The 12,368-nt window shown below is 62.9% G+C and carries 13 protein-coding genes; 4 read left to right on the top strand and 9 right to left on the bottom strand.

Annotated elements, in window-relative coordinates; all coding sequences use genetic code 11:
* On the top strand, positions 1–2,198 hold a 2,198-nt coding region (locus H5T60_05310; GenBank protein MBC7241845.1), incomplete at its 5' end, for a valine--tRNA ligase.
* Positions 2,199–2,296: 98 nt separating this feature from the next.
* Here H5T60_05310 and H5T60_05305 read toward each other — a convergent pair.
* The 9 genes from H5T60_05305 to H5T60_05265 form a co-directional block, all read right to left on the bottom strand.
* Positions 2,297–3,088 (bottom strand): alpha/beta hydrolase, encoded by a 792-nt coding sequence (locus tag H5T60_05305; protein ID MBC7241844.1) that lies wholly within the window; start codon positions 3,086–3,088, stop codon positions 2,297–2,299.
* A gap of 19 nt (positions 3,089–3,107) precedes the next feature.
* A complete protein-coding gene (locus H5T60_05300; GenBank protein ID MBC7241843.1) occupies positions 3,108–3,782 on the bottom strand; it encodes a DUF554 domain-containing protein in 675 nt (224 codons plus the stop codon).
* A gap of 41 nt (positions 3,783–3,823) precedes the next feature.
* Positions 3,824–4,315: a dTDP-4-dehydrorhamnose 3,5-epimerase family protein gene (locus H5T60_05295; GenBank protein ID MBC7241842.1), complete on the bottom strand. Its 492-nt coding sequence runs from the start codon at positions 4,313–4,315 to the stop codon at positions 3,824–3,826.
* A 99-nt stretch (positions 4,316–4,414) separates the two neighbouring features.
* Positions 4,415–5,203: a nitroreductase family protein gene (locus tag H5T60_05290; GenBank protein MBC7241841.1), complete on the bottom strand. Its 789-nt coding sequence runs from the start codon at positions 5,201–5,203 to the stop codon at positions 4,415–4,417.
* Positions 5,200–5,907 carry a helix-turn-helix domain-containing protein gene (locus H5T60_05285; GenBank protein ID MBC7241840.1) on the bottom strand — a complete coding sequence of 236 codons (708 nt, stop codon included), beginning with the start codon at positions 5,905–5,907 and terminating at the stop codon, positions 5,200–5,202. The genes H5T60_05290 and H5T60_05285 overlap by 4 nt, the downstream gene beginning before the upstream one ends.
* 117 nt (positions 5,908–6,024) lie before the next feature.
* Entirely contained in the window at positions 6,025–6,789 is a 765-nt protein-coding gene (locus tag H5T60_05280; GenBank protein ID MBC7241839.1) for an ABC transporter permease, read from the bottom strand.
* Between the two features lie 128 nt (positions 6,790–6,917).
* Positions 6,918–7,862, bottom strand: a complete 945-nt coding sequence (locus H5T60_05275; protein ID MBC7241838.1) for an ABC transporter permease — start codon at positions 7,860–7,862, stop codon at positions 6,918–6,920.
* Between the two features lie 15 nt (positions 7,863–7,877).
* On the bottom strand, positions 7,878–9,557 hold the full coding sequence (locus tag H5T60_05270) for an ABC transporter substrate-binding protein (GenBank protein ID MBC7241837.1): 1,680 nt from the start codon (positions 9,555–9,557) through the stop codon (positions 7,878–7,880).
* A gap of 32 nt (positions 9,558–9,589) precedes the next feature.
* The gene (locus H5T60_05265) at positions 9,590–10,720 is read right to left on the bottom strand and encodes a radical SAM protein (GenBank protein MBC7241836.1); all 1,131 of its coding nucleotides are present in this window, start codon (positions 10,718–10,720) and stop codon (positions 9,590–9,592) included.
* A 280-nt stretch (positions 10,721–11,000) separates the two neighbouring features.
* On the opposite strand from H5T60_05265, the gene H5T60_05260 reads away from it, so the two are divergent.
* The 3 genes from H5T60_05260 to H5T60_05250 form a co-directional block, all read left to right on the top strand.
* A complete protein-coding gene (locus H5T60_05260; protein ID MBC7241835.1) occupies positions 11,001–11,201 on the top strand; it encodes a hypothetical protein in 201 nt (66 codons plus the stop codon).
* Entirely contained in the window at positions 11,198–12,094 is an 897-nt protein-coding gene (locus H5T60_05255) for a CehA/McbA family metallohydrolase (GenBank protein ID MBC7241834.1), read from the top strand. The genes H5T60_05260 and H5T60_05255 overlap by 4 nt, the downstream gene beginning before the upstream one ends.
* 56 nt (positions 12,095–12,150) lie before the next feature.
* On the top strand, positions 12,151–12,368 hold a 218-nt coding region (locus H5T60_05250; protein MBC7241833.1), incomplete at its 3' end, for a hypothetical protein.

Here is a 12,368-nt window from a genome sequence, read left to right as displayed (position 1 = left end):
AGGGGCTTATCTACCGCGGCACCTATCTGGTGAACTGGTGCCCGCGCTGTGAGACCGCTATCTCCGACCTGGAGGTCATCCACCAGGAGGAAGATACGAACCTGTGGTACGTGCGCTACCCGCTGGAGCCGGCGGCAGAGGGAGCGCCGGCGGAATATATCACCGTCGCCACCACGCGTCCGGAGACTATCCTGGGCGATACGGCCGTGGCGGTGCATCCGGAGGACGAGCGCTATCGCCATCTAGTGGGGCGCCATGCCATCCTGCCGGTGATCGGCCGGCGCATCCCCATCATCGCCGACGCGGTGGTGGACCCGTCCTTTGGCACCGGTGCGGTGAAAGTGACGCCGGCGCATGACCCGACCGACTACGAGATCGGCCTGCGGCATGGGTTGGAGCAGATCAACGTCATGGATGAGCGCGGCCGGATGAACGAGCTGGCCGGCCCCTTTGCCGGCCAGGACCGCTACGAGTGCCGCAAGAACCTGGTGCAGGAGCTGGAGCGCGCCGGCCTGTTGGTGAAGATCGAACCGCACCGTCACGCCGTCGGCCACTGCCAGCGCTGTGACACGGTCATCGAGCCGCGGCTGTCCACACAGTGGTTCGTGAAGATCAAGCCGCTGGCGGAGCCGGCCATCGAGGTGGTGCGGGATGGCCTCATCCGCATTATCCCGGAGCGCTTCACCAAGGTATATTTTAATTGGATGGAGAACATCCGCGACTGGTGCATCTCTCGCCAGCTCTGGTGGGGGCATCAGATCCCGGTCTGGTACTGCGATGACTGCGGCAAAGAGACGGCGGCCACCGAGAACCCATCCGCCTGCGCTCACTGTGGGAGCACCCGCATCCATCAGGACCCGGACGTGTTGGATACCTGGTTCTCCTCCGGCCTGTGGCCCTTCTCCATCCTAGGGTGGCCGGAGGACACCGATGATTTCCGCAGATTTTATCCCACCTCGGTGCTGGAGACGGGGTACGATATCCTGTTCTTCTGGGTGGCTCGCATGATTATGTTGGGGCTGGAGATGACGGGCAAAATCCCCTTCCATACCGTCTATCTCCACGGCCTGATCCGCGACAAATACGGCCGGAAGATGAGCAAATCCGCCGGCAATGCCATTGACCCCATCGAGGTCATGGATCAGTACGGCACCGACGCACTGCGCTTCACCCTGCTGACCGGCTCGACCCCCGGCAATGATATGAAGCTGGACCTGGAGCGGGTGGAGGCCAACCGCAATTTCGCCAACAAGATTTGGAACGCCGCCCGCTTCGTGGTGATGAACCTGGAGGATGTATCTGGCGCGAAACTGCTGGAGGAGTTTGATCCCTCGGACTGGGCGCGCTTTGATCTGCCCCAGCGCTGGATCATCAGCCGCCTGCATCGGTTGATCCGCGAGGTCACCCGCCTGATCGAGGATTACCAGTTCGGGGAGGCCGGCCGGCAGATATACGACTTCCTCTGGTCGGAGTACTGCGATTGGTTCATCGAGATCGCCAAAGCGGACCTGTATCGGGGGACCCCGGAGGCGAAGCGGCAGGCCCAGCAGGTGCTGGTATATGTGCTGGAGCGCACCCTGCGGCTCCTACATCCGTATATGCCCTTCGTCACCGAGGCCATCTGGCAGCATCTCACCGACGGCGGGATCACCATCGCCGGCAAACACTATCCTTCTATCATGATTGTGCCGTGGCCGGAGGCCGGCCAGGTGGATGATGCCGCCGAGGAGGAGATGTCTCTGCTGATTGACATTATCCGCGGCATCCGCAACGTGCGGGCGGAGTACAATGTGGAGCCTGGCCGGCGCATTGCCGCCATCATCGAGGCGGACACGCGCTTCCCGGTGCTGAATGAGCATCGCGACATCATCGTTGAGCAGGCCCGGCTGGACCCCGAAAAGCTGACCCTGGCGGAGAAATTGCCGGCCAAGCCGACCCAGGCGGTGGGTTTGGTAATCGGCGGGGTGGAGGTGTACGTGCCGCTGGCCGGCATGGTGGATATCGGGGCCGAGCGCCAGCGTGTGTTGAAGGAGATCGCCCAGGTCGAGACGGAGATGGCCCGCGTGGAGAAACTGCTGAGCAACCCCGGCTTCCTGAACAAGGCGCCGGCGGAAGTGGTGGAACGAGAACGGGAGAAGCGGGCGCAGTTCCAGGAGAATTTGGAGAAGCTCCGCCGGCGGCTGGAGCTTCTGGGCTGATTGCTAGCCCCCGCAGGGAAGGACACTGCGGGGGCTTTTCTTATTGCTTCGTGATGAGCGGCAGGGGCAACGCTGGTCCGGCGTTCGCGGGTGTCCCATCATAATGATTGGGGACCTCCTGCATCCAGAGAGTCCCAGAATGTCTCGGCCAGCCGGCGGCATTCTGCCGCGATCTCCGGTCCCGAACGGTCAAAGAGGCCATGCCGGCCTTGGGGAAAGATGTGCAGTTTCGCATGGGGTATCTGCCCTGCCAGCGCTTGAGCGTGCGCGTCCGTGATAAATGGATCGCGACTGCCGTGCAGGATGAGGGTAGGGCAGGATATCTCGGACAGCCGGCCGTCGTATAGGTCGCCGCCGCGAAAGAAGATGCGCTCGGAGGACTCAGCGAACACGCGCAGTAATTCACGCCAGTATTCCTCGCCGTGGCAGGTGATGAGGGACTGTATCGTCGCCGGCGGCAGGCTTTCTGGTTCCTGTTTCAGCCGGCGGAACCAGTCGCGCGCCTGTGGGGGCATGTCCGCGGAGTAGTGGGTGCATTCCAACACCAGACTACGTGCCATGGCCGGCCGCGCCAGTGCCAGCCGCAGAGCGACGATGCCCCCGCCGCTGAAGCCGAAGACGTCCGCCTGGGCGATGCCCAGATGCTCCAGCAGAGCCGCCATATCCTCTGCGTGTACGCCGTAGAGGTCATCGGGCTGTTCTGTCAGATGGGTGGAGCGTCCGTAGCCGCGGCGGTCCGGTGCGATCAGCCGGCGTCGCTCCGCCCAGCCGGCGTGGATCGCCAGTATCTCCTGGGAGCAGGACCAATCGCCGTGGATGAGCAGAAGGGGCCGGCCGGCGCCGACATCCTCGTAATACAGCTTTACATCTGGACGCTGCAGATAGGGCATTACGCCTCCCAATTCTCGACTAACCGAAGATGGCCGAGAGGATAGGGGAAATGAGCAAGGCCGGCAGGTAGTTCCCCACTTTGATGTCGCGCAGTTCCAGCATGCGGATGCCAATCCCCAACAGCATCAGGCCGCCCACGCCGGAGAAATCGCCGAGATACTGGGGCGACTGGAGGAATGATAGGGCGGAGGCAAAGGTGACCAGCAGGCCCTGGATCAGGTAGACGCCGGCGGCCGACAGGAGCACCCCGCGGCCGTAGGCCGTGGCCAGAAGTACCGAAGAAATCCCATCCATCAGCGATTTGATGAGGAGCAGTTCATTGTTGCCGGCCAGGCCGGCCTGCAGGGAGCCCAACACGGTCATCGGCCCGGGGACGAAGAGCACCAGCGCGACCACGAAGCCCCGGGCGAAATTGGCGCCTTCGTTCGGGCTGAAGCGGTCGGCGAGCCGGCCAAGCCAATCCTCGATTTTGAGCGCTTCGCCGATGAGGCCGCCGGCGGCCAGGCTGATCAGCACCAGCAGGGCGTGGGAGGCATCGAAGAACATCTTCACGCCGAGGCCAATGGTCAGCAGGCCGATGGCCTGGAAGAAGACACTGCGAAAGCGCCCCGAAATGCTCTTGCCAGTCAGCAGTCCGATGAGGGAGCCGATGATGACAGCGATGGTATTGGCGATGACAGCGATGTTCCACATCTTGCAACTCTCGAGCGATGGGGTTCTAGGATAGTGGGCAGTTATTCGTCCATACGGTAGAGCTGGTCGGGGCGATCCTCGTGGCGGATCTCGTCGACCGGCTCCTTGCGGCCCCAGCCGGCATACAGGCGGTTCGGCGCGTTGAAGACCAGTCCCTCTTCCTGGCTGATGTTGCGGTAGGCGTGCACGACACCCGGGGGAACGATGACTACCGCTGGCTGGTCGCGGCCGGCGATAACCACCTGGCGCACGCCGAATGTGGGCGAATCCGGCCGCGCGTCCCATAGGACGACGCGGAAGGTACCGGGGCCGACGAAAGCGAACAGATCGGTCTGGGTGACATGTTCGTGGGGACCACGGGTCACGCCGGGCAGGGTCATAGAGACGTAGCTCATGACGGGAAGGTATTCGGCGGGCAGTTCATCTTGGCGGAAGATTTCCGCCAGCCAGCCGCGGTGATCGCGGTGCTGTTTCAGCGGCCGTACGATGACGCCGGCGATCTCGCCGTCCCGAAACTGGGTAGGGGTTGACATGACACATCCTCCTGCGTCGGCTGAGGTGGAACAGGGGCTATTGTATCACGGTTCAGGGAAGCGGCCAAACAGGCCGGCGCGGCGCTCCAGAGCCACTGGCTATCCTTCCAGCCAGCGGGACAGCGCGGCGCGCACCGAACGGCGCATTTCGATGGAGAAATCGGCGGCGAATTTGCGGAGGTACATCATCTGGCCGACGTTCTCATAGGGTGCCGGCAGGGATGGGTCACGCCGCATGTGCTTCTCCATGTGGGCAAACATGTGTGCGAACTCATCCGGGCCAAGCCGCTTGTACTGATTCTCGAAGTGGATGAATTCCTGCGCGAAGCGCTCGGTTGGCCGGCGCTCTCTTTGCTGTTGGGTGGGATAGCCGAAGCAGAGCAGGCAGATGGGGAAGACATAACGCGGGAGATGGAACAGGTCACGGTGAAACTCGTACCGCTCCATAATGTCTCCGATGTAGCAAGAACCGATGCCCAGCGATTCCGCGGCGATCACTGCCGTTTGTGCCGCAATGAGCGCGTCACAGCAGGCCAGCAGGAGGTCAGCTTCCTGCGGGGTATGCATTGGTTCGCCCCGCCGGCGACACAGCTCCTCTGCCCCTGACAGTTCGAAATAGTCGTACCACCTCTGCCAATCCGCCAGGAAGAGGAGTACCAGCGGCGCTCGGGCGATGAAAGGCTGATGGTCGCAGGACTCTGCCAGCTTCTCCTTGATGAACGGGTCTGTCACCTCGATGATGGAATAGAGCATCATGTTGCCGGCGGTGGGCGCCCGCATAGCGGCGTGGATGATCTGCTGTTTTACATCCTCGGGGATAGGGCGGTCTTCGTAGGCGCGTACTGATTTGCGGTTGAGAAGGATCTCGAGAGTCGGGTTGGTCGTCATTCTTCCTGTCCCTGGGCCGTAGGTGAAGGGGGGAAGGCATCCCGTGAGCTGGACTGCAGTCCGGCCTGGGCGAAGGATTCCAGCAGGGTGCAGAGCATGTCGTTCAGGAACGCGCGCGCTTTGCGGTAGATGACCAGGTCATCCCCGTCCATTTCGCCGGGGGAGCTGAGCGCCGGCACCAGCGCATCAATGAGCGAGTCGCGGAAGTACATAAAGGCGCGCACCGCATCCGTCAGCGAGAGACCCATACGCATGTTATGGGCGGCCATGTCTGCGGCGACCCGCCGGCCCTCTGTGATGATGCGCTCGTGGGAATTCTCGCGGGCGACATATTGGACCAGCAGGCCGAGCATGCGCCGGCCTAACTCGCGATGATAGGAGCGGGCATCGTCCTGGATATGCGGATACCAGTGCTCGCGCGAGATGAGCTGGCCGGTGATCTGGCTGCGTGCCACTGCCAGGGCCTTTTCCTCGGCATAGTGGATGACGGTTTCCTGGGTTTGGCGCTGGCCTTCTTCCAGCAGGCGCTGGATATCGCGCAGGTCGAACCGACGGTGGCCGCCGGGTGTGCGGTACGCCGGCAGTTTGCCCTGCCGGGTCCACAGCCGCAGGGTGGTCGGATGGACCCCGAGGATGCGGCTGGCCTCTTTAGGTGTGATCCAACGCTGGTACGGTTCTGGTGGCTCCGGGTGAATGGTATTCATGCATTCCTCTACAGCAGGCTGCCGGCGGATGGGATGCCGGCGCCGTGATGGAAAGTATTATAACATCGGGGCAGTGCATCGGCAAAAGTCACGGCCCGTCTCCCCTATGGGCTGTGTTCAGCGCCGTCGGATGACGGGGTCCGAGAGGTCACGCAGGCCATCGCCCAGCAGATTGATCCCGAGGACCGCAAGCGCCAGCATGAGGCCCGGGAAAAGGGTGAGCCACCAGGCCGTATGTAAGTAGGACTTCCCTTCTGCCAGCATGGCACCCCATTCGGGTTGGGGTGGTTGCGCGCCAAAGCCGAGGAAGCTCAGCCCGCTTCCTGCCAGGAGGATCACTCCATACTGAAGGGTGGTGGTCACCAGGATGGTCGAGAGGCTGTTGGGGAGGATGTGCCGGCGCAGGATGTGCCAGTGGGAACCGCCGGCGGCCCGCGCGGACTCGACGTATTCCTGCGACAAACAGGCCAGCACGCCGGCGCGGGTGGTGCGGAACAGGATCGGGACAGTCATAATTCCCACTGCCAGCATGGCGTTGGTCAGCGACGGGCCGACGACGGCGACGGTCACGATGGCCACCAGCATGCCCGGTACGGACAGCCAGATGTCCATCAGGCGGGATAACACCTGATCGATCCAGCGGCCGGCGTAGCCGGCGGCCATGCCCAGCGGGACGCCGATGCCGGCACAGCATAACACTGCCAGGCTGGCGCTCCACAGGTCCAGGCGCGCCGCGAACAGGAGGCGCGAGAGCATATCTCGTCCGTAGCGGTCTGTGCCGAGCAGGTGCGCCGGCGACGGGGGAAGAAGCCGCTCTGCTGAACGGACGGCGTTCGGGTCATATGGCGCGAGCAGGGGAGCGGTCAAGGCGAGTATTGCCATCAGGCCGCATATCAACCCTCCAATAAGGAACGACGGCGGCCAGCGGCGTGCTCTTACCCGCCCTGTGAGGGGGAGCGGCACATCCCAGAGATCCGTTTGACGTCGAGATGTCCACTCAATGACGTGGTTCATGCCGGCCGCCCCCCATTTTGCACAGCCTGCAGTCTCGGATCCAGCAGGCCGTAGAGGATATCTGTGGCCAGGTTGATAAGGGTGAAGACCACTGTCATGGCTATCGCGGCGCCGGCGACGATGGGCCAGTCTCGGTCCAGCACCGCCTGGACCGTCAGACGTCCCAGCCCCGGCCATCCGAACAATGTCTCGATGATAAAGGTCCCGCCCAGAAGATGGCCGAAGTGGATGCCGGCCAAGGTCAGGGTGGGGATGAGACAGTTGCGCAGGAGGTGGCGTGTGACCCACAGCGCCGGCGGCAATCCTTTGGCCCTGGCGACCATGAGAAAACTGCTGTGCAGGACATCCAGCGCATTGGCGCGCACCAGGCGAGCAAAGGAGGCGGCCGAGGGCAGGCCCAGGCAAAGGGCCGGCAGGATCAGATGGCGGGGGCTTTCGGCGCCGGCGACCGGCAGCCATCCCAGGTGCACGGAAAAGACCAGGGAGAGCATCAGGGCAAGCCAGAAGCGGGGAACTGCCATGCCGATGACCGAAATACCGCTCAATGATATATCCAGCCAGGAACCCTGATGGAGAGCGGCCAGCAGGCCGGCGAGGATGCCGAGGCCGAGGGCGATGATCATGGCGGCGAGGGCAAGGACGACGGTGTACGGGGCGCGCGCCAGTATCTCGCCGGCGACCGGCCTCCTGCTGTACAGCGAACGGCCGAGATCGCCATGGAGCAGGATGTTCGTCCAGTATCCACTCCAGCTTTGCAGGACGGAGGCGCTGAGGCCGAGCTGGGCGCGCAGGCCGGCGAGGTCATCGGCGGAACCGTGCTCGCCGGCCATGATGGTGGCGGCATCGCCGGGCGCCAGGCGGAACAAGCCCAGCACCAACAGCGATACCGCCAGCATGCCCAGAAAGCCCCAGAGGAAGCGCCGCAGGAGCAGGCTCAGCATCGGGGCATCCCATGATTACCGTGCCGATGCGCCGGCGATGGTCACGTCGTTGAACAGGAGCCGGCCGAGCGAGACCACGTGCAGGTTTTGGATCGAAGCGCGCACCGCCACCTTGGAAAGCGGTGTGGCCAGCGGCTGCCAGACCGCATCCTGGAGGATGCGCTTCTGGGCCTCGATATACAGCGGGATGCGCTTGGACTGGTCAAGCTCCATTTTCCCCTGTTTCAGCAGGGCATCTACCTCTGGGTTGCGGTAGAAGGCGCGGTTGCCGGCGCCGATGCGGTCCGAGGAGAACCACATGGCCAGCGCATCCGGGTCCGTCCAATCATAGCGCCAGAGGAGCAGGTCATGCTGGCCTTTGTTCGCCGCCTCGGTGGCGCCGGCGACCTCCATCTGCTGGACATCCAGTCCGACGCCGATGGCGCGCAACTGCGACTCCAACAGGGTGGCGATGGCGCTGTTCAGCGGGCTGGAATAGGTGATGAGCTTCAAGCGCAGAGGCTGGCCTTGCCAGAGCACCTGCCCGTCGGCGTCAACGGTGAGGCCGGCCTCCGCCAAGAGCTGACGGGCCTTCGCTGGATCGTATTTCAGCTCGTAGGCTTCCAGTTCCGGGGATGCCCCCGGGACATTGGGTGGGAGCAGGGTAAAGACGGGCTTGGCCAGGTCATGAAAGGCAATGGAGACGATCTCAGCCTTATTGATCGCATGGGAAAGCGCCCGGCGCACCTTGAGCTGGTCCAGCGGGGGTTTCTGCAGGTTGAAGGCCAAATAATAGAGACCATTGCTGGGGATGTCCAGGAGGGTGATGTTCGGGTCGTTTTCCAATTCGCTGATGGCGTCTGCGGATGTCACGTAGGCGATATCCACCTCGCCGGCTTTCAACGCGTTGACCTGGGCCGTGCTGTCGGGGATGATTTTCAGCACCAGCTTGTCCAGGTACGGCCGACCTGGGTTGGCAACGTCCGCCGGCGGCCAGGCGAATTTGTCGAACGGCGTCAACACCAGGGATTGGCCGGCGTTCCACTCCGCCAGCGTGAAGGGGCCGGTACCGATAGGATGCTGGCCGAATGCCTCACCGGCCTTTTCCACCGCGGTGGGGGAAAGGATGCCAGCGTAGGGCTGGCTGATGGCGTTCAAAAAGGTGGCGGAGGGTGATGTAAAGTGGAAGGTCACGGTCAGGTCGTCCACTTTTTCGATACTGGCGATGTTTTGAAGCTCGCCGGCCAGGGGAGAGCGCTTGCTTCCCACTTTGGTGAAGCGCTGGAAGGTGAAGACGACCGCATCTGCATTCAGCGGAGTGCCGTCGTGGAAGACCACCCCCTCCCGCAAATGGAAGGTGGCGGAAAGTCCGTCGTCGGAGAAGGCCCAATCCTTTGCCAGCAGGGGTTTGTACTGATTGTCCAGCGTGCGGTAGACCAGCGTGTCAAAGAAGAGCGCCAGCAAGCTGGTCTCGGCGGAAGAGCTGGCAAGCTGTGGGTCGAGAGTTTTGGGTTCCCTGGACAGTGCCATGGTAAGGACCATCGGGGCGGTGGTGGGTGTGGGTGCCGGCGTGGGCGGCAGGGCGGTCGCTGTGGGGGCGACGGCCTGTGTGGGTTGGGGCTGGACGGCCGGCGCGGGTGCGGAACAGCCGGCCAGGACCAGGGATGTCAGCAAAACGACGAACAGGATACTGCGGAGTAGAGGGTGTGGATGCATGTCGCTGTGCCTCCTACGTGTGGTATGGTTGATCAGAGATATGGAGTATTACAGCCCGCCGTGGGGCCCGATGTGCCCCAGCCGCGCGGCTGATACACGCAGTAGGGTTCTGCTTCCATATAGTCACCAGTGGCCTCATAGGCGCGCGCCCGACACCCGCCGCAGATACGCCGGTATTCGCAGGCACCGCATTTGCCCTTCAGGGCGTCGAACTGGCGCAGGTTGCGGAACAGCTCGGAATGGTGCCAGATGTCCGTCAGGGACTGCTGGCGGACATTGCCGGCCGTGACGGTCAGATAGCCACAGCCTTGGACATTCCCGACATGGGAGATAAACATGAAGCCGATGCCGGCGAGACAACCGCGGCTCAGGCTGTTGAGGGAGCCGGCGGGATCGGAGCGCTGGTGCGGGTGACGTATCTCCCGATGACCATGCTGGCGCAGAACGCGCATGTAGTGCGGCGCATCGGTGGGCTTAAAGAACATATGGTCCTGAAGGGCCTGCTGTCGCTGGTAAATCCATTCCAGTGTCTGCTCATATTCCTCGGGGGAAAGTTCTAGCTCCTCAAGGGCCTTGCCGCGGCCGGTGGGGACCAGGAGGAAGGGGTGGAAGGCTACCGCTCCGATTTGCACGGCCAGGCGGAGCATGTCTTCCAGGTAATGGACATTGAGCTTGGTCACTGTGGTGTTGATCTGCACCTCGATGCCGGCTTCCTGGGCGTGGCGGATGCCGGCCAGCGCCCCCTCGAACGCGCCTGACTCATCGCGGAAGGAGTCGTGCAGTTCAGCGGTGGGGAAGTCCAGGCTGACGCTGATGCGGCGAATGCCGGCGGCTTTCAGCTCACGGGCTGTTTCGGGTGTGATCAGGGTGCCGTTGGTACCCATCACCACGGGGAAACCCAGGGCAACGGCGCGACGGGTGATATCGAAGATGTCCGGCCGTGCCAGCGGTTCTCCGCCGGTGAGGATGATGATGGGCCGGCCCAGCTCGGCCATTTGTTCCAGCAGGGCCATGCATTCGCTCGTGGTCAACTCGTCCGGGTAGCACTGCCACTCTGCATCCGCACGGCAGTGCGCACAGCGCAAATTGCAGGTGCGCGTGATCTCCCAGGCGATCAACCGTGGGAGAAAACGCGCTTCATCCGAGGGCGGTGAAGCGTGCATGCGGCAACCTCATTCTGGCAGGATATCTATCGGATCGTTTCGAACGCTTTGCGTAGGGAAAATGGGCAATTCGATAATAACTATATATAAAGCGAAAAGACTTTGGCGATTTTATCTATTTTGAGAAGTTTGTCAAATTCCAGGATTAGGTGCGGCGATGGATGGGTGTTTTTTCCTACTCTCTCCGACTGCGGTGCCGCGATACGGGATTTGACGCCGGCCCTCGCATCCTTTACAATAGCGCCTGGAAGCAGTTTCATCTCACCCGGTGGAGCGACATATGGAGCCTGAGAAGCCGTCCTGCGAGCGGTTGAGCGTCTGCCCGATGTTCCGCATCCTGCGGTTCGAAGCCAGCAAGACCATTTTCATCAAGCAGTATTGTGAGGGGGATTGGAGCGCCTGCGCCCGCTATCAGCGCTGGAAGGCCGGCCAGCCCGTTCCCGATACGCTTCTCCCGAACGGCGTAGAACTGTACAAATGACACTTCGTCCCTCCGCTTTCTCCGCTCACGGTCACTGGTTTCGCGGGAACCTTCATACGCACTCCACCTTCTCCGACGGGAAGTGCACGCCGGCCGAGGCGGTGCACTTTTATCGCCAGCAGGGCTATGCTTTCGTCGCCTTCACCGACCACCTCATCGTTGCCGATGCGGCGGGTCTCTCCAGCCAGGATTTTCTCGTCATCCCCGGCGTTGAAATTCATCACAACGACCTGCGCGGAAGCACGTATCACGTGGTGGGGATCGGCGGTGCCCTGCCGGCGGGGGAGCGAATGCCGGCGGCCGGCGATCTGGCGGCCGACGCGGCCGTACTGCGCGCGCTGGGCGCCCAGGTGTTCGCCGCCCATCCGTACTGGTCCGGCCAGACTAGCGCGGAGCTCCTGGATGTGCCGGCCATGATGGGCATCGAGATATACAACGGCACGGCGGATGTCGGGTACCATAAGGGCTTCAGCCTGCAGACGTGGGATGAGCTTCTGACCGCCGGCCGGCATGTGTGGGGGCTGGCGGTGGATGATGCGCACTGGTTACCGTGGAGAATGGACGCCGGCCTGGGATGGGTGATGGTGCGCGCACAGGAGCTGACGGAGCCGGCGATTCTCCAGGCCCTGGCGCGCGGCGACTTTTACTCTTCCACCGGCCCGGTTATTGAGGATGTGTGGGTGGAGGAGGATCAGGTCTGTGTGGGCTGTTCGCCGGCGGTGGCGGTGTACGCTGTTGGAGATCGCTGGCACTGCTCCGCGGCAAAGGCGGCCAATGCCCAGGGCATCACGCACGTGTGTCTGCCGCTCTGGCCGGAACAGACCTATGTGCGGGTGGAGGTCGTGGATCGCTTGGGGCGCACTGCCTGGAGCAATCCTGTGTTCCTTACATAAGAGATAGGAGAATGGGTCGGATGACCGATCTACGGCCGGCGTCTCCGGTGAGCAGGATGCGGTTTTCCTTTCACCTTCCTCTGCAAAAGGAGTATGTGGTGCCGGCGCGCTGTTCGAGCTGTGATGGCGAGCTGGATGCCGGCGCGGTCACCTATCCACTGCGGCTGGAGAGCGAGGGTAAGACGGAGCGGTTCGGGACCATTATCCCGATGCCGTTGTGCGGCCACTGTCACCGCCGGCGCACCTGGGAGCGCGCCGGCGCCTTCATCGGGAT

It is taken from the genome of Anaerolineae bacterium (assembly GCA_014360855.1).
Classification (GTDB): Bacteria; Chloroflexota; Anaerolineae; order JACIWP01; family JACIWP01; genus JACIWP01.
Note: the sequence above shows the minus strand (reverse complement) of the source record. Positions and strands in the feature narration are given on the sequence as shown.

What these genes read in the sequence shown, in the direction of transcription:
- H5T60_05305 (MBC7241844.1), bottom strand. Translation starts at nt 3,088, where the DNA reads ATGCCCTATCTGCAGCGTCCAGATGTAAAGCTGTATTACGAGGATGTC.
- H5T60_05300 (MBC7241843.1), bottom strand. Translation starts at nt 3,782, where the DNA reads ATGTGGAACATCGCTGTCATCGCCAATACCATCGCTGTCATCATCGGC.
- H5T60_05295 (MBC7241842.1), bottom strand. Translation starts at nt 4,315, where the DNA reads ATGTCAACCCCTACCCAGTTTCGGGACGGCGAGATCGCCGGCGTCATC.
- H5T60_05290 (MBC7241841.1), bottom strand. Translation starts at nt 5,203, where the DNA reads ATGACGACCAACCCGACTCTCGAGATCCTTCTCAACCGCAAATCAGTA.
- H5T60_05285 (MBC7241840.1), bottom strand. Translation starts at nt 5,907, where the DNA reads ATGAATACCATTCACCCGGAGCCACCAGAACCGTACCAGCGTTGGATC.
- H5T60_05280 (MBC7241839.1), bottom strand. Translation starts at nt 6,789, where the DNA reads ATGGCAATACTCGCCTTGACCGCTCCCCTGCTCGCGCCATATGACCCG.
- H5T60_05275 (MBC7241838.1), bottom strand. Translation starts at nt 7,862, where the DNA reads ATGCTGAGCCTGCTCCTGCGGCGCTTCCTCTGGGGCTTTCTGGGCATG.
- H5T60_05270 (MBC7241837.1), bottom strand. Translation starts at nt 9,557, where the DNA reads ATGCATCCACACCCTCTACTCCGCAGTATCCTGTTCGTCGTTTTGCTG.
- H5T60_05265 (MBC7241836.1), bottom strand. Translation starts at nt 10,720, where the DNA reads ATGCACGCTTCACCGCCCTCGGATGAAGCGCGTTTTCTCCCACGGTTG.
- H5T60_05260 (MBC7241835.1), top strand. Translation starts at nt 11,001, where the DNA reads ATGGAGCCTGAGAAGCCGTCCTGCGAGCGGTTGAGCGTCTGCCCGATG.
- H5T60_05255 (MBC7241834.1), top strand. Translation starts at nt 11,198, where the DNA reads ATGACACTTCGTCCCTCCGCTTTCTCCGCTCACGGTCACTGGTTTCGC.